At 66.5% G+C, this 17,013-nt stretch carries 13 protein-coding genes and 1 pseudogene; 4 read left to right on the forward strand and 10 right to left on the reverse strand.

What is annotated here, in order from left to right; translation table 11 throughout:
- Window positions 1–89: 89 nt before the first annotated feature.
- Window positions 90–2,222 (reverse strand): ArnT family glycosyltransferase, encoded by a 2,133-nt coding sequence (locus ACPXCG_RS16675; RefSeq protein ID WP_425793086.1) that lies wholly within the window; start codon window positions 2,220–2,222, stop codon window positions 90–92.
- 111 nt (window positions 2,223–2,333) lie between these two features.
- Between ACPXCG_RS16675 and ACPXCG_RS16680 the strand changes: the two genes are divergently transcribed.
- On the forward strand, window positions 2,334–3,011 hold the full coding sequence (locus tag ACPXCG_RS16680) for an Rv1733c family protein (RefSeq protein ID WP_425793087.1): 678 nt from the start codon (window positions 2,334–2,336) through the stop codon (window positions 3,009–3,011).
- Between the two features lie 26 nt (window positions 3,012–3,037).
- Here ACPXCG_RS16680 and ACPXCG_RS16685 read toward each other — a convergent pair whose 3' ends face one another.
- From ACPXCG_RS16685 to ACPXCG_RS16700, 4 genes are all read right to left on the reverse strand, one after another.
- Complete coding sequence (locus ACPXCG_RS16685) at window positions 3,038–3,370, reverse strand: hypothetical protein (protein ID WP_425793088.1); 333 nt, start codon at window positions 3,368–3,370, stop codon at window positions 3,038–3,040.
- Between the two features lie 55 nt (window positions 3,371–3,425).
- The gene (locus ACPXCG_RS16690) at window positions 3,426–4,928 is read right to left on the reverse strand and encodes an acyl-CoA carboxylase subunit beta (protein ID WP_425793476.1); all 1,503 of its coding nucleotides are present in this window, start codon (window positions 4,926–4,928) and stop codon (window positions 3,426–3,428) included.
- Window positions 4,929–5,035: 107 nt separating this feature from the next.
- Window positions 5,036–5,353, reverse strand: a complete 318-nt coding sequence (locus tag ACPXCG_RS16695) for a hypothetical protein (RefSeq protein ID WP_425793089.1) — start codon at window positions 5,351–5,353, stop codon at window positions 5,036–5,038.
- 280 nt (window positions 5,354–5,633) lie between these two features.
- A complete protein-coding gene (locus ACPXCG_RS16700; RefSeq protein ID WP_425793090.1) occupies window positions 5,634–6,428 on the reverse strand; it encodes a YdcF family protein in 795 nt (264 codons plus the stop codon).
- Window positions 6,429–6,708: 280 nt separating this feature from the next.
- On the opposite strand from ACPXCG_RS16700, the gene ACPXCG_RS16705 reads away from it, so the two are divergent.
- On the forward strand, window positions 6,709–7,824 hold the full coding sequence (locus tag ACPXCG_RS16705; protein ID WP_425793091.1) for an esterase/lipase family protein: 1,116 nt from the start codon (window positions 6,709–6,711) through the stop codon (window positions 7,822–7,824).
- Between the two features lie 198 nt (window positions 7,825–8,022).
- Here ACPXCG_RS16705 and ACPXCG_RS16710 read toward each other — a convergent pair whose 3' ends face one another.
- From ACPXCG_RS16710 to ACPXCG_RS16720, 3 genes and pseudogenes are all read right to left on the reverse strand, one after another.
- A complete protein-coding gene (locus ACPXCG_RS16710) occupies window positions 8,023–9,576 on the reverse strand; it encodes a succinic semialdehyde dehydrogenase (protein WP_425793092.1) in 1,554 nt (517 codons plus the stop codon).
- 166 nt (window positions 9,577–9,742) lie between these two features.
- Window positions 9,743–10,231, reverse strand: a pseudogene (rraA, locus tag ACPXCG_RS16715) (ribonuclease E activity regulator RraA); the annotation flags it as partial.
- Between the two features lie 93 nt (window positions 10,232–10,324).
- The gene (locus ACPXCG_RS16720; protein ID WP_425793093.1) at window positions 10,325–10,906 is read right to left on the reverse strand and encodes a TetR/AcrR family transcriptional regulator; all 582 of its coding nucleotides are present in this window, start codon (window positions 10,904–10,906) and stop codon (window positions 10,325–10,327) included.
- A gap of 94 nt (window positions 10,907–11,000) precedes the next feature.
- Here ACPXCG_RS16720 and ACPXCG_RS16725 point away from each other — a divergent pair, with 94 nt between their 5' ends.
- Together ACPXCG_RS16725 and ACPXCG_RS16730 are read left to right on the forward strand one after the other, a co-directional pair.
- Entirely contained in the window at window positions 11,001–11,780 is a 780-nt protein-coding gene (locus tag ACPXCG_RS16725) for an SDR family oxidoreductase (protein WP_425793095.1), read from the forward strand.
- 114 nt (window positions 11,781–11,894) lie between these two features.
- Complete coding sequence (locus ACPXCG_RS16730) at window positions 11,895–12,833, forward strand: MBL fold metallo-hydrolase (RefSeq protein ID WP_425793096.1); 939 nt, start codon at window positions 11,895–11,897, stop codon at window positions 12,831–12,833.
- 17 nt (window positions 12,834–12,850) lie between these two features.
- Here ACPXCG_RS16730 and ACPXCG_RS16735 read toward each other — a convergent pair whose 3' ends face one another.
- Both ACPXCG_RS16735 and lysX read right to left on the reverse strand, forming a co-directional pair.
- The gene (locus ACPXCG_RS16735) at window positions 12,851–13,348 is read right to left on the reverse strand and encodes a hypothetical protein (protein ID WP_425793097.1); all 498 of its coding nucleotides are present in this window, start codon (window positions 13,346–13,348) and stop codon (window positions 12,851–12,853) included.
- A gap of 168 nt (window positions 13,349–13,516) precedes the next feature.
- On the reverse strand, window positions 13,517–16,987 hold the full coding sequence (gene lysX / locus ACPXCG_RS16740; RefSeq protein WP_425793098.1) for a bifunctional lysylphosphatidylglycerol synthetase/lysine--tRNA ligase LysX: 3,471 nt from the start codon (window positions 16,985–16,987) through the stop codon (window positions 13,517–13,519).
- Window positions 16,988–17,013: the final 26 nt, after the last annotated feature.

Here is a 17,013-nt window from a genome sequence, read left to right on the forward strand (position 1 = left end):
CCTGCCGGAGAACACCGACGATGCGAAGAGCCGCCCACCCCTGAGGGTGAGCGGCTCTTCCTGGTCGCTGGTCGGTCGAGGGCGTCGGATCAGTTGAGCTGGTAGACCGTCGTCCCGCCGACTGTGGTCGCGGTGTAGTTCTGCGCGACCCAGGTGGAGATCTCGGAGTTGCCGCCGGGACCGCCCTGTCCGCCGCCGCCACCGATGTAGTAGCCGATCTTGCCGTCCTTCACGTAGTCGATGAACTCCTGCAGGGTCGGAGCGGGGTCTCCGCTCCATCCACCGATGGCCATCACCGCGGTGTCCGTGGCGATCTCGATGCCGGAGGCGGATTGCGACCCGTTGGTGGCCGCCGACCACGTGGCGTCCGAGGACTTCAGCAGGGCGACGAGTTCGGTGTTCGACGAGATGTCGCCACCCATGCCACCACCCATGCCGCCACCACCGGACGGGCGCTGGCCCTGACCACTGTTGGTCGTGGTGCCGCTCTGCGTTTGACCACCCTGGGCCTGTCCGTTCTGGGCCTGACCGTTCTGGGTCTGACCGTTCTGGGACGGCGGAGTGCTGCCGTTCCCGCCGGGAGCGTTGCCACCCGGGGTGTTGCCACCGCCGCGGTTTCCACCGCCTCCGCCGGGTCCGCCCATGCCGCCACTTTTCATGGAGGTGCTGACCGCGGTCGGGATCGATCCGGTGTGTGCGGTCGCGGCGGTCGCGATCGCGAATCCGACGCTGCCACCGGCCCCGGCGAGCGCACCGATGATCACGGCGCCCGCCACGGCCTTACGCCAGGCCATCACGCTGCCCACGAGCAGCATCACCACGCTGATCACCGCCACCGCACCGATCAGCCAACGGCACCAGACGGGCCCGAAGTCGTTGCGGTTCAGCAGTACGATGGACCACCAGCCGGCGAGACCGATCATCGCGGCCAATGCGATCCGCCCGTCCCAGTGATCCCGTCGCCGCCAGGCGAACACACCGCCCATGCCGACCATCGCGCCGATCGCCGGCGCCAAGGCCACCGTGTAATAGGGGTGGATGGTGCCGCTCATGAAGCTGAAGATCAGTCCGGTGATCACCAGCCAGCCGCCCCAGGCGACCACGGCGCCACCCTCGACGCGGCTGATCCCGTTGGTGAAGCGGAAGATCGGGAAGCTGCGCACCCCGAGGTAGATCGCGAAGGCCAGTGCGAACAGGGCCACCGGGAGCAACCACGAGATCTCGTTGCCCATCTCCGAACTGAAGAGCCGGTTGAGGCCCGTCGAACCTCCGAAAGAACCGCCGGCCTGTCCACCACCGGGGCCGCCGCCCCCACCGGCGCCGCCTCCGCCACTGATGCGGCCCACGCCGTTGTAGCCCCACACCAGATCCATGAAGGTGTTGTTCGTCGAGCCGCCGATGTACGGGCGCGCCGAGGCCGGCACCAGGATGGTCGCCAGCACAAACCAGCCCGCCGACACGATGAGCGCGACGGTCGCACCGATCAGGTGGCCGATCCGCTTCCACCAGCCGTTGTCGGCGAACATCAGGTATGCCAACCCGAAAGCGGGCAGCACGAGCAATCCCTGCAACATCTTGGTGAGGAAGGCGAAGCCCAGGGCCACACCGACCAGCGCGAGCCAACGGCCCGAGTTCGTCCCGATCGCCCGGATCAACGCATAACCCGCGGCCACCATCAGCAGGACGAGCAACGCATCCGGGTTGTTGAACCGGAACATCAGCGCCGCGGCCGGGGTGAAGGCGAGCACAGCGCCCGCGATCAGGCCTGCGGCAGTGCCGTGGCGCGCGTCGGTGAAGGTACGTCGCATCGCGCAGTACAGGAGCGCGACCGCGGCCACCCCCATCAATGCCTGCGGGACCAGCACCGCCCAGCTGTTCATCCCGAACACCCGCACCGACAGGCCGGTCACCCAGAGGGACGCCGGCGGCTTGTCGACCGTGATGAAGTTCGCCGAATCGAGCGATCCGAAAAACCAGGCCGTCCAGCTCTGCGAGCCCGCCTGGGCGGCCGCCGCGTAGAAGGTGTTGGCGTACCCGCTGGCCGCCAGGTTCCAGAGGTAGAGCACGGCGGTGGTCACCAACAGCCCCGTCAGGGCGAACGGGCTCCAGGCCACGGCGCGCTTGGGCCGCGGTTTCTCGCCGGCGTGGCGGCCGCGCGCTCCGGCCGGGGGTGGCGGTTCGCCGGGCGTCGTCGCACCCGGGCGTGCCAGCACTGTGGTCATGGGTCCTCCTGTGTCGGATGTCTTGATCCCACAGTGGGGCCTGCGACTCACGCCAGGCTGGACGATGACTGGGAGAACCCTGTGAGCGCCGACGCCACGTTGCAGCGTGTCATGTCCATCACAGAAATGACCGTGTACACGGTCGTCGCTCGCCATTCCGCCGTTTTCGGCAGATGCTGGAGGTACAAGGTCCCGGATCAGATCGACACCATGGGGAGGACGAACGGTTTGCGGTACGCGCTCGGCACGATCGGCGGACGGATGCCATGGTCGTCCAATCCGCTCCTGCGGCGAGGCGACCGGATGGTCGCCACCGTCGGGCTCGTGGCCGTGGTCGTCGCGCTGCTCGCCGTCCCCCTGGCGGTCCTCGTGGGGTGCTCGACGTACGGCCAGGTGTCGGCGCGCGCCGCATCGACCACGCCGGTGACGGCTCGCGTGGTCGACGTGCTGCCCGCCGACCCGACCGCACTGGACACCGGGGCCACGGTCAGGTGGATGGACGACGGCGTGGCCAGGACCGACACCACATCGGTGCCGTCGACGACCCGTGCCGGCACGACGACCCGGATCTGGACGGATTCGTCCGGCAACGTGGTACCGCAGCCACCGGACAGATTCGGACGAGTGGCCGGTGCCGCTGCGGTCGGGGTGTTCGGGTGGCTCACGATCGCGGCACTACTGCTGGCCGGCGTGCGTCTGGTCGGCCTGGGGGTGGCACGACGTCACGCGGACCGCTGGGACGTCGAGTGGCGGCAGGCGAGCGCCGCGGACGGCTGGGCGTCACACTGATCCCTCGTGACACCGCGGGTCGGTTTTCATCCTGCGCTGTCGATGACAAGTGTGGGTGCAATGTCGTTGGTCAACAACATGCGGGATCCGATCAGGTGTCCGCGGATCTGCGGATCGGACGTCGCGGCGATCTTGCGGGTGATGACATCGACGATGAGATCGCGGATGTCGGGTTCGGTGACGTTGCTCGTGTCGCCCCAGTTCTGGGGATCGGCATCGTTGAGCAGGATGGCGACCGCCCGGTGGACGCGCCGTTGGCCGGGGGCGTCGACGCAGATGGTGGCCAATCGGTGGTGCTGGGAAATCAGCCCGCGGAGCTCGGTGCGGGCGCAGACGGCAATTGCGTGGTGACGGGTCATAGTGTGCTCGTTCGTGTGTGATGGTCTCGGCCGTCGTGTCTCTGGGACGGCGGCGCTACAGGGGCATCAGGAGATGTTTACGAGTGCTGCGTGGGCCATCCTTGTCGGCGAGCATCGCCAGCGATCTGCGTAGCTCGAGTCTGGTCTGGGACGGTTCGATGACGGCGTCGATGTAACCTCGCTCGGCAGCCACCCACGGGGTCGCGACAGTCGTGTTGTACAGATCGATCATCTGCTGTCGGACGGCGGCCCGATCGGCCTCCGGCACCGAGGCGAGCTGGCGGCGTTGGGTGAGGCTGACCGCGGCTTCACCACCCATGACGGCGATTCGGGCGGTCGGCCAGGCGAGGTTGATGTCTGCCCCGAGTTGTTTGGAACCCATCACCGCGTAGCCGCCGCCGAATGCCTTGCGGGTGATGACCGTGACGATCGGTACGGTTGCTTCGACGACCGCGTAGAAGAAGCGCCCACCACGTTTGATGACGCCGATACGTTCTTCCTCGACCCCCGGCAGAACTCCGGGTGTGTCGACGACGAAGATCAGCGGCAGTCCAAACGCGTCACAGAGACGAATGAAGTGGGCGGCCTTGTCTGAGGCGCGCGCGTCGATCGCGCCGGCCGCCACCTGCGGCTGGTTCGCGACCACACCTACGCTTCGCCCATCGACTCGAGCGAATGCGGTGATCATGTTGGCGGCCACACCATCGCCGATCTCGTGTAGGTCTCCGTCGTCGAAAATTCGTAGCAAGACGTCGAACATGTCATACCCGACGTTGTGCTCGTCGGGAATCACACGATCGAGTTCGCGGTCGGAATCGGTGATCTCGGGTTCCAGTCCCGGATTGACCAGCGGTGCGCGTTCGAAACAGCTCGACGGCATGAAGCGCAGATATGCCCGCGCCCAATCGAACGCCTCCTTTTCGTCTTCTGCGACATGGTGGATGTTGCCGTTGTGGGCTTGGTTGACGGCACTGCCGAGTTCGTCGAGCGTCACTTCTTCGCCCGTCGTCTCCCGGATCACGTCAGGGCCGGTGACGAACATGTGTGACGACTTCGTCGCGATCAGGACATCGGTGTTGATTGGCGAATAGACCGCTCCTGCAGCGCATTTGCCCAGCATCACCGACACCTGGGGCACCAGACCCGACAAATTGTGTTGACGCCGGCTCACCCACGCATACCAGGCCAGGGATGTGACGGCGTCCTGGATGCGGGCGCCACCGGAGTCGTTGATGGCGATGAACGGGCATCCGACTGTGGCGGCGGTCTCCATCGCGCTGGCCACCTTACGGCCGAACATCTCACCGACCGAGCCACCGAAGACTGTTTGGTCGTGAGCGATCACCACGGCCGGTCGGCCCTCGATGGTTGCATGGCCCGTGACCACACCGTCGCCGTAGAGAGCACCCGGGGATCCGGGCTGCTTGACCAGCGCCCCGATCTCCACAAAGCTCCCGGCATCGACGAGCATCGCAATCCGCTCGCGTGGACTGGGAATCCCCTTCAGCTCTCGCTTCGCGACTCCCGCAGCGCCGGCGGGCTCCCGGGTCTGCGCCATTCGGCGATACAGCTCCGCGAGCTTGTCGGCGGTCGTTGCGGGTGCCGCCGCGACCTCGGGCGTGGCGACCAGCCCGCCGCGTTGGAATTCGCCAAGTGCTTGTGTGGTCATGTCGTCACTTCCGAGATGAGGTCCGTAGGGCTTCCGGATGCAGTCCGGTCGTGCGTCCCAGGGTTCGACGCATTGGGCGAGTCGGCGACGAGCCGCGCAAGCGCTTCGATCTGTTCGGAGTTGTGGCACAACACCTTCGACGGCACAACCGAAATAGCGAAGCGAAACGCGAACGTTTCGGGGGCGTCGAGCACTGCGTCGAAGCCTGGTCTGACGACCGGCTCGAGGACGTCGAACACCTCCGCTGGGTACCTGGCAAAGTATTCGTCTCGGTCCGGGCCATGGGCACGGCTGATGATGAGTGAATCTGGCATGAGCTCCCCCCAAGGCCAGTGAGCCTCGTACGCACAGCCAGCTGAAGTGCTGAAAACTGTTGTTGAAGAATGTTTCTGCGGACTGCATAGGCGGCGGTCGGGCCCCCGGCCGAAATGGATACCGACCCCCCGGTGCCCTTACCGATGGGTAACTTACTGGCGCGTAACCGTCACATTAAGGCACCGGCTCCAAGCTGTCCAGAGGCCGACCCAGATGAATCCACTCGACCTTCGTGAGTGAGCGTTCGGTCGTGCACCTGGGACACAAGGACTTCCACCGTCATGCGGGCGTACTGACGCCGGCGATCGGTATTCCGTGGACTTCGCGGCGGAAGTCGTGGGTGGCACGGGCGACGTGGTCAGGACTGGTGACCAGAACTGCGCCCGTGGAATGCCCTGCGACCAGGATTCGGGCGCAGTTGCGCGCGTTCTCGACGGTGTTTCGAGAGCGGTTCTCGGTTGCGATGCGAGCTGGGGCTATCTGGTGGTCGACCAGCCACGTTTTCATTGCCTGAGCTTCGGTTCGGCCGTGTTGCGGGTTGCCACCGGTCGTGATCACCCAGGCCTGCGGGAACTCCCGCGCCAGCCGCAGGGCTGCGCGCAGGCGCGAGACGAGCACCGGCTTCATCGAGCCGTCGCGGTTGAGCGCAGCGCCGAGCACGATGACGCGGGTCCCGAACGGGTCGATACGCAATAACGGCGGCGCGTTCACCGGCGGCCGCCGAGGAGCACGCGGATGCGGTGCCACAGCACAGGGATTTGCCGACCCCGAATTGACGAGTTCGCACAGGCCCGATGCCCACTCGACGTGGCGTGGAAACACCTCCGGATGCGGCGATGCCTGCGGTGCGGCATGGCCGAGTCCGGTGAGCATCATGACGCCGACGATCGTGATCGGGCAGCGAAAAATATAGTGCCGATTTGGCATTGACGGTTCCTCCCCATGAACGCGCAGCGAGACCGGGTCCGAAGGCCCGCCATTCGATGCCCCCCGGGCAGCGCGTGAGACCAGATCGTAAGAGCACTTTTCGCCAAGCGCCAGGGCCGATCTCCGTTCCAGGGCAGACCAGCCCATACGCGCCGTTGGGCAATTGACCCAGTCGTGTGTTCGGATTGTGCGCTACGTCAAGTTCATTGCGCAACATCGGTTTTCAATCCCGTCTGACCAAGCGCTCGGTCAAGTTGTTCGAGAGACTGATTCGCGATTAGCGATACCAAAATTCCTGAATTCCTTCATCTTTCGGAACTGGTATGTGTAGCGTCTCCTGCGGAATATGCGTGGCCGCAACAGCACAATCGCATTGGGGGATCGGTTGTGATGCGGACACCGACATCGAGTGGGGGAGTTGAGAATCATGCGTCAATCCGTCCTGTCGCGAGGATCGTGGGGCCGACGGCTGGTAGGGGGAGCCGTCGTCATGGCCGCGGCCCTATCAGTAGGACTGGGAACAACGGTGCCCGCATCGGCCGCCAGTCAGCAGGAGTTGAACTCCACGATCAAGTCCGGTCTGAAGAAGAACGTCGCCGACGACGTCATCCTCAGCGGTTCGAGCACGTCCAAGGTGCCGACGGGGAGCGGCAAGGAGGAAGACGACTTCTGGAAGGCCTTCGGCAACGGATTGTCGAACCCCGACGTCGCCCCACCGGGTACCAACGACTGGAACTGCAAGGCCTCGGACGGGAAAGATCCCGTCGTCCTGGTGCATGGCACGTGGGAGAACGCCTATAACAACTGGGCCTACCTCGCGCCGAACCTCAAACGAGCCGGTCTGTGCGTCTATGCACTGAACTACGGGATCCTCGGTCTCGGCCAGGGTGGCGGACTGGGGACGGTGTTGCCGGGCGCCTATGGCACCGGCGACATCGCGCAGTCGGCCAAACAACTCGCCGCCTTCGTCGATCGCGTCCGCGCATCCAGCGGAGCGTCGAAGGTCAACATGGTGGGTCATTCACAGGGCGGATTGACCGCACGCCAGTACCTGAAGTTCGACGGTGGCGCCGGCAAGGTCGATCACCTGGTGACCCTCGGTGCCACCAACCACGGCACCACGCTGGTCGGGATCGGCGCACTGGGACGCACCATCAACAACCTCGGCATCGATGTTCTCGGTCCGGTCGCGCTCGGGGTCGGCGTCTCGGGTATCCAGCAGGTCTACGATTCGCGGCTGCTGAAGAAGCTCAACGCCGGCGGCGATACCGTACCCGGCGTGAAGTACACCGTTGTCGGTTCGAGGTATGACGAGGTCACCACGCCGTACGACTCGACCTTCCTCACGGGGCCCGACGTCCGCAACATCACCCTGCAAAACGGATGCGAGATCGACACCTCTGATCACCTCGCACTTAGCTACTCAAAGCGAGCAGTATCCATCGTTCTCAACGCATTCGGGGCGAAGATCGCGACCACGCCCGGCGGGCCTGCGCTGCCGGTACCCGTCGTCTGCGGTCCGAACGGGTGGCTGATCGGCTGACAGCCCGCGAGAGCTGACGCTGCGACCGGCGAGTCCGAACAACGGGCTCGCCGGTCGTACGTTGTACACCGAACGCGGGCCGTTCAGACCGGGGCCAACACTTGTGCCCGGCCCCGCCCGCGAGGTCGGCACCGTGACCACTGGCGCACTGCTCGGCCAGAGCGGAAAGCCCTTCGACAACATGGGGTTCGCTCTGCGCTACCGCCCTGGCAGGTACTTCAGAGCGCGAATCGCGTACGGCGTGATGGCCCGGTAGACGCCCTGCGGGATGCCGGGTGCGCGGTCGATGCCGATGAAGCGCTGTTCGGCGACGGTCTGCGGCTCCGTGTACTTGAGCAGCCCCTCTTCGCCGTGTCGGCGGCCGACACCTGAGATGCCCATGCCCCCCATGGGCGCAGCGGTCGACGCCCACGCCGCGGCATAGCCCTCGTTGATGTTCACCGTGCCGGCGCGCAACCGGTCGGCGATCTCGTTTGCCTCGGCACTGCTCCCCGCGAACACGCTCGCGTTGAGTCCGTAGGCGGTGGCGTTCGCCAGCTTGATCGCCTCGTCAGTGGAGTCGACGGGGTAGATCGACACCACCGGTCCGAATGTCTCGTCGGCATAACAGGTCATCTCGTCGGTGACGTCGGCGAGCACAGTCGGCTCGAAGAAGAACGGACCCAGGTCGGCACGACGACGACCTCCGGCAAGTACCTTCGCCCCCTTCGACACCGCGTCCTGCACATGGGCTTCGGCCGTGTCGATCTGTGCGGCCGAGGCGAGTGATCCCATGTCGGCGCCGAAATCGTAGGAGGCGTCGAGCTTCATCGCGGCGACGTACGCCGCGAACTTCTCGGTGAACTCGTCGGCGATCGCCTTGTCCACGTAGAGCCGCTCGATGGAGATGCAGAGCTGGCCGGAGTTGGAGAAGCAGGCGCGCGCGGCGCCCTGGACCGCCCGGTCGATGTTGGCCTTGGCGGTGACGATCATCGGGTTCTTGCCGCCGAGTTCCGCGGAGAAGCCGATCAATCGGCGTCCGGCCTGCTCGGCCAGCGTCGCGCCGGTTGTCGATGACCCGGTGAACATCACGTAGTCGGTAGTGGCGACGATCGCCTGGCCGACAACACTTCCCGGTCCGGGCACCACCGCGAACAGCTCCCGCGGCAGGCCGGCCTCGTAGAGCAGTTCGGCGAGTGCCAGTGCGCAGTAAGGGGTCTGGCTGTCGGGCTTGATCACCACGCCGTTGCCGGCGAGCAGTGCGGCCACCGCGTCCGACACCGCCAAGGTGAGGGGGTAGTTCCACGGGCTGATCACGCCGACGACGCCCTTGGGCTGGTACCGAACCCGCACGCTCGTCGCGCCGGGCAGCATGCCCTTGACCTTGTGGTCGGCCAGGGACCTGGGGCCTGTCGTCGCGTAGTGCCGCGCGGTGAGCGCGACGTCGATGACCTCTTCCTGCGCGTAGATGCGCGCCTTGCCGGTCTCGGCCTGCGCGATGTCCATCAGGTCGGCGGCGTGGGAGTGGACGAGTTCAGAGAACGCGGCGAGCACCTCCGCCCGCTGCGCCGCGGTCCGCTGCGCCCAGCCCTCCTGGGCCGCGCGCGCACGCGCGACCGCGGTCTCCAGATCCTCGGCGGTACCGACCGGGATGGTCGCCATCTCCACACCGCTGAACGCCTCGAGGACGGGGCGGGTCGGACGCGCGGCCGCGTCGTCGATGGCCACCAGTGCGGCCAGCCGGCGGAAGTATTCGGGCGTGGGCTTTCGCATGATCGGTTCCTCAGCTCTCGGTGGAGGCGGTGTCGGAGGGGTCAGCGGTGTCGACAGCAGCGGTCTCGACAGCAGCGGTCTCGACAGCAGCGGTCTCGACAGCAGCGGACCCGGCCGCGTCGACGTCGGCGGTATCGGTGTCGGTGTCGGTATCGGTGTCGGTGTCGGACTCCGGGCCCGCGACGATGACGATGCCGTCGTCGTCGGAGTACACGATGTCGCCGGGGTTGAAGGTCTCGCCGCCGATGGTCAGCGGGATGTCGCGGTCACCGACACCGGTCTTGGTGGACTTGCGCGGGTTGGTACCCAGCGCCTTGACGCCGATCTCCATCTCGCCGATCGCCTTGGCATCGCGGATGGCGCCGTTCACGATGATCCCGGCCCAGCCGTTGGAACGCCCGAGTTCGGCGATCATGTCACCGACCAGTGCCGTGTGCACCGATTCCGCACCCTCGACGACGAGCACGCCACCGGGGTTGGACTCGGAGAGGATCGATTTCAGCAGGGCGTTGTCCTGGAAGCACTTGACCGTGGTCACCCGCCCGACGAACTCACGGCGGCCTCCGTACTGGGTGAACTGGGTATCACAGCTCCGGACGAGGTCGCCGATCTCGTCGACGAGGTCAGCGGTCGGAGTGAAGGTCGACTCGGTCATGGGACTCAGTTTAGGCCGACCGAGCGGTAGATGTTACCGGTGGGTACATCTACCGACACGGCGTGCAGCGCACATCCCGAGTTCAACGGCCGACTACTGCGTCTCGCGACTCCGAAGCCCGGCCATCACCACGTCGAGCATGCGTCGGGTGCGATCTTCCCACGCGTCGTCGAGGTCGACCCGCCAGAGAAACCCCACCAGGAGCAGCACTTCGTCGGGAGCGATGTCGTTGCGCAACGAGCCGTCCCGCTCTCCTGCGTGGAGCAGGGAGCCGATCGCGCCGACGACCGGGCCATACCCCTCCGCGGCGAGCTCGGTGTACATCGCGGTGTGGATCGCATCGGCCAGCCCGTGCTTGATCCGGCCGTATTGGGCGAGCTGGTCGAACCACAGCCGCAGGGCGACGTCCGGACGGTGATCGGCAAGGAGAGCCGGAGCCGCGTCGACGAGGTCGCGGACGTCGTTGCGGTGCACCTCCATGACCAGGGTCTCGCGGTTCGGAAAGTGTCGGTACAGGGTTCCCTGGCCCACGCCGGCGGCCTTCGCGATGGCATGTAGCGACACGTCGCGGTCGGCATCGAGGGCCGCGCGAGCGGCGTCGATGATCAGTCCGCGATTGCGCTCGGCATCCCGGCGAGCCGGACGTTCCTCGTTGACCACCATCACCTCGCTCATCGGCCACCCCCGACTCCAGATGACAAAACGGACAGTTGTCCGATAAAGTCGGAGGGGTGCGGACAATTGTCCGCTTCAGCCTACGGGAGAGCAGATGACACAGCAGCACCCCACCGACCTGGCCGACCCCAGCGACGTCGCAGACCAGGGCACCATCGCCGGCAAGGTCATCGCGATCACCGGCGCGAACAGCGGGATCGGCGCCGCGATCGCCGAGCATCTGGCGCAGCGTGGTGCGTCGGTCGTTCTCGGTGCGCGGCGCGCGGACCGGCTCGCCGAGGTGGTCGAGCGGATCGAGGCGACCGGCGGCGTGGCATTCGGGCTCGAGGTCGACGTCCGACAACGGGCCGACGTCGCGCGGCTCGTCGCGACTGCGCAGCAGCGATACGGACGCCTCGATGTATTCGTGTCGAATGCGGGCAGTATGGCGATCTCCGGATTCGACGAGCTACGCCAGGACGACTGGGACGACATGGTCGCGACGAATCTGACCGGGGTGCTCAACGGGATCGGGGCCGCCCTCCCCGTGTTCCGCGCGCAGGGGTCGGGACACTTCGTCCACATGGCGTCGACGTCCGCACACCGGATCGTCCCCACCCAGGGCGTGTACGCCGCGACCAAGACGGCGGTCCGCGTCCTCTCGGAGGCGTTGCGTCAGGAGGCCGGCCCCGATCTCCGCGTGACCGTCGTGTCCCCGGGCATGACGAACACCGAGTGGGTGCGCTCCGCGGCGGCCGACGACGACGCCGCCTCCTATGTGAGGTCAATCGCCCAACCGCCGTCGGCGATCGCACGGGCAGTGGCGTACGCCATCGAACAGCCCGCCGGAGTCGATGTCGGCGAGATCATCGTCCGACCCACCGCGCAGAGCTGATCGCAATCCCGCCGCCGGTGGCCGATCCAAACCTGGCCGGTATCCGGCGTCGGGTAGCGTCGGTCACGGTCGCCCGTCCACAGCACGCAAGCACGCCGACCGAGGAGCGTCGACATGTCGAGCGCAGATCTCCCGTCACCTTCGCCAAGACTGCGCGACATCATCGCCGCGGCTGCGCATTTCACCCGCGGCATGGTGCGGCCGCGGCCCCCTGATCAGCGACTGCTCGCATCGATCGTCGACGTCGGCTTACCGGACGGTGAGCGGACAGTCCGTGTGCGCGCGCTGCCACAGGTCTCTCGCCAGGTGCCCGCGATGGGGGTCGTCGAGGGGGCTGCACCGTATCGGCGGCTGCCCTCTGCCATGACCACCTTCGTCGTCGAGCATCCTGATGCGACCTTTCTGGTCGACCCCGGCTACTGCCGAAACGCCCGCCGACGCACGATCGCAGAATTGCCGCCGTTGACTCGCCTCCTGGTCACACCACCGGCGGCGACGATGAGCAGTCTGGATGCCCTGACCAGCCGACCACCATCCCGCACACCTGACTTCGCCCTTCCCACGCACGCCCATTGGGATCATGTCTGCGGACTGCTCGATTTCCCGGGCATGCCGGTACACCTCAGGAAATCCGAACGCGACTGGCTCCTGGGGCCCGATCGTCCGCCGGTGGGTGGCGTACGCCCCACCGTCACCGACGGACGTCCATCGGAGATCTACGAACTCGACGGTCCGCCCGTGGCCACGTTCGCGGCCAGCCACGATCTGTTCGGCGATCGCTCGGTGCTGGTGGTCGATCTGGCCGGGCACACCCCGGGCAGCGTGGGCATCCTCGCCCGGACCCTGAAGGGTTGGGTACTGCTCGCCGGGGATGCGGCGTGGCATGACGAACAGATCGAACGACTCCGTCAGAAGCCGGCGTTTCCGGGCGAGTTCGTCGACGAGGATCGTGACGAGGCGTTCGCCAGCTTGCACCGTCTACACCTCGCTCGTCACCTCATGCGAGTGATTCCGACCCACGACTCCGACGCATCCGGCCACATCTGCACCTGATCGGATGCGGCCGCCGCTCAGTTCTCACACACCAGATCCGTCGACGACTTCACATACGGCGGCGAAGAGTACGGCTGCACGATGGCCGACACCCACTTCTTGGCCATCGGCGACCACACCGGGTCCTTCCGGACACCCATGGCGAAGCAGCCGCCCCGGCGCACCAACAGGTCCAACCCGGTATCCGATCGGAGCCATGCACCGACCCCGGCGAACGGGAGATCCGAGTCGGCGAACGGCGGCACCAATCCGGATGCGTCGATCGCCCTGGTCTGAGCGGCGTTGAACAGCGTGTTGTACTCCATCCAGACGCCGGCCTGTGGCCAGTAACGGTGCCGGTAGATCGCGGGGAACGAGGCCCAACTACCGCCTGCGGGAACGCGCAATCCGGACAGGATCACTCCGGCCTTGCCCGAATCGACGCCACCCGGTGAAGCAGTTGCGGTCGAACCGAGTCCGGCCACCAATACGGCGGCCGCAATGGCCACCACCAGCACTCGAACAACTGATCTCATGATCCGTGTCCTCTCGCGCAATCCGGCGACCTCCGGCCGTGGCCGAGATCTGCCCGCATGGCCGTCCGGCGGTTCAGCTCAGCAAACAGTATTTGCCATCGCGGACACAAGGGCGATTGTGCCAGGCGCCGCCTGATCGCGCAGCGCCATCGGACAACCCGACTGGCCTCAGCTTTCCTGCGGCTTGGCCAGCGGGAACGCCAAGGACTCGCGGATCGACTGCCCGGTGATCAACATGACGACGCGGTCCACGCCCACGCCGAGACCGCCGGTGGGCGGCATCGCGTACTCCAGCGCCTGCAGGAAGTCCTCGTCGAGTTCCATCGCCTCGGGATCACCGCCAGCCGCCAGGACCGACTGATCGGTCAGCCGCTTGCGTTGCTCGACGGGATCGGTCAGCTCGGTGTAGGCGGTGCCGAGTTCCACGCCCCACGCGACGAGATCCCAGCGCTCGGCCACCCCGGCGCGCGATCGGTGCGCGCGGGTGAGCGGCGAGGTCGACGTCGGGAAGTCGGTGTAGAAGGTCGGGAAGGTGGTCCGGTCCTCGCCGAGGTGCTCGTACAGTTCGAGCACCACCTGGCCGGCGTCCCAGTCGGGGCGATGGGCGATGTCGAGCCGGTCGCAGATCGCGCGCAGCCTCTCCACCGAGGTCTCCGGCGTCACCTCTTCACCCGCTCCCTCGGACACCACCTGATGCACCGTCTTCACCGGCCACGCACCCGAGATGTCCACGCGCTCTTCGTTTCCGTCTGCGTCCGTCCGCACGATCACGGGTTCGCCATACGCGGCAACCGCCGCGTGTTGGATCATCTCCCGGGTGAGGTCGAGCATCTTCAGATAATCACTGTGCGCCGCATAGGCTTCCAGGCTGGTGAACTCGGGGTTGTGACTGAAGTCGACCCCCTCGTTGCGGAAGTTGCGGCCGATCTCGAACACCTTCTCGACGCCGCCGACGCACAGCCTCTTGAGATAGAGTTCCGGCGCGATGCGCAGGTAGAGATCAAGGTCGTAGGCGTTGATGTGCGTCTGGAACGGGGTGGCATTGGCACCGCCGTGGATCTGTTGCAGGATCGGGGTCTCCACCTCCAGGAAACCGCGTTCCGCGAGGAAGTCTCGCAACGACTTGACCACCACACTGCGCGTCGCGAGCAGCTCCCGGCTGCGTGGGTTGATCGCCAGGTCCACATAGCGCTGACGTACCCGGGCCTCCGGATCGGTCAGACCACTCCATTTGTCCGGTAGCGGCCGCAGACATTTGCCGTTGAAGCGCCACGCGTCGATGAGGATCGACAGCTCGCCCGACCGACTGGTCCCGACCACACCACGTGCCTCGATCAGGTCACCCAGGTCGACGTCGGCACCGAAATCCGGTGTGCCCGGGATCAACCGTGACTCCTCGACCAGGACCTGCACCTGCCCCGACCAGTCGTGTAGGTCGGCGAAGACCACCTTGCCGAAGTCGCGAAGCCGGGTCACGCGCCCCGCGATGGTCACCACGGCGCCCTCCGGCTCGGCGATCGCCTGCACGATCGTGTGGGTCGGCGCATCAGCCGGGGGATACGGATCGAATCCCGCCTCGACGAGGCGCTCCATCTTGGCCAGGCGGACCCGAACCTGCTCGGGCCGATGCACATCCACCTGGGTGGCATCTGCCTCGGCCGCGAACTCGGCGATCAGTGCGTCGACGTCCACGCCGGCCGGGATCGACGACGCACCCTCGATGTAGTGCCGCGCGCGGCCGATGCGCGGCAACCGGACGAAGCCCTCGGTCACGATGGCCGCGAGTCCGACCCGGGGCATCACGCGGGCGTCCTCGAAGCACAGATACCGGGGCTGCCAGTCCGGCCGGTACTTGGCGTTCGACTTGTAGAGGGACTCCATCTGGAAGAACTTCGATCCGAACATCAGGACGGAGTAGGTCGCGCGCATCACCGGCCCTGCGCCGATCTCGGCGCCGTGCTCGAAGAACGCGCGGAAGGTCGCGAAGTTCAGCGAGATCTGGGTGATGCCGTACTGCTCCGAGTTCTTCGCCAGTTCGGTCACCATCGTCTCGACGATGCCGTTCACCGAGTTCCGGTCCCGGCGCATGACGTCGAGGGAGACCCCGGTCCGGCCCCACGGGACGAACGACAGCATGCCGACGACCTTCTCCGATGGCTCGCCCTCGTGCTCGACGGCCTCGACGAGGAGGCAGTTGCCGTCGGACGGATCGCCGAGTCGGCCCAGGGCCATCGCGAAGCCGCGCTCCTCGTCCGTGTCGCGCCAGGCATCGGCGCGCGCGACGATCTCCGCCATCTCGGACGGTCCCCCGCCTGCCTTCGCGTCGATCGAGCCTGTCTTCCCGTCGATCGAGCCTGTCGAGATCTCCCCGTGGCGCCGGATGCGCACGGTGATCCCCGCGCGCTTCGTCCGGGTGACGGCCTGCCGGACACCCTTCATCGCCGGCCCGTTGATGCTGTAGTCGCGGGTGTAGAGGATCGCCTCGTCCCCGATCGAGAACGAGCCGAAGCCGGCCGCGTCGTAGGCGGTCGCGCCGCGCGCGCTCGACCCCATCGCCGCGGGATGCCAGCCGTATCGGTCGCAGAGGGTGAGGAACTCGGCCACCGCGTCGTCCCAGGACTCCGGGTCGCCGATCGGATCGCCACCGGCGAGCCCCACCCCGAGTTCGACACGATAGGTGAGTGCCGCGCGACCGTCCGGCGCGAAGACCACCGCCTTGTCGCGACGGGTGGAGAAGTACGCGAGCGAATCGTCGTCGTTGAAACGGGTGATCAATGCCCGGATAAGCTTCTCGTCATCGGCGGTGATCAGGGATCGGAGCCGCACCGACCGGAACAGCACGATCGCCGCCGCGATCAGCGCCAATGCGCCGAACAAACCGAGCAGCCCATTGATCGGCGGAAAGCTGTGCCGCCCGTCGAAGGTCGCCTCCTGATCGATCGACCCGAAGGCGACGACCCGGTTGATGGCGTACGGCAGACGGTCAGAGCGCGTGAGGGTGTGCGGGAAGAGCCACACCAGACCCCAGCCCAGCAATGTGCCGATGACGAGGCCGCCGAGCAACACACCGACGGCCCGCAGGACCGCGCCGCGCCGGACACGCGTGTGGAACTGCTTGTAGGTGGCGATCAGATAGATCAGCGCGGCGAGATCGGCGACGATGCCGATCCACAGGTTGATGCGATCGTTGTCGGTGACCGCGAGGTCGTCGGCGAGCGCCGGGATCAGGTACAGGGCGTTGCCCAGCGTGTACAGGACGAGGTAGACCACGCAGATCCACCACGCGATGCGTTTGCGCATCGACAACGCGAACGCGACCAGACCCAGCACGAAGGCCCACGCGAAACTGGTGTCGGGCAGGGTGATGACAAAGGTGTCCACGTAGTCGCGCGGCACGTGGATCAGGTGCCGGAACCACGGGAAGATGCTGGACAGCAGTGCGATCGTCGCGAGCACGCCGACGACGGTCCCGGCGATCCGTGGCGCATGTCGCCCGAACCCGTGCGGCGTGCGGATGCTCTCGATCAGGGCGCGCGATCGCCGCTCGGCCGGCGTGTGCGCGCGCGGAGTGGAATCGATCGTCTCGTGCTCAGAGGTGCTCTCGGCAGCACGTTCTGAGCGCGGCGCTTCCAACGTCATGGATAGACGTTAGCCGTCCGGACTCG

This window comes from Gordonia sp. DT218 (assembly GCF_049847105.1).
Lineage (GTDB): Bacteria > Actinomycetota > Actinomycetes > Mycobacteriales > Mycobacteriaceae > Gordonia.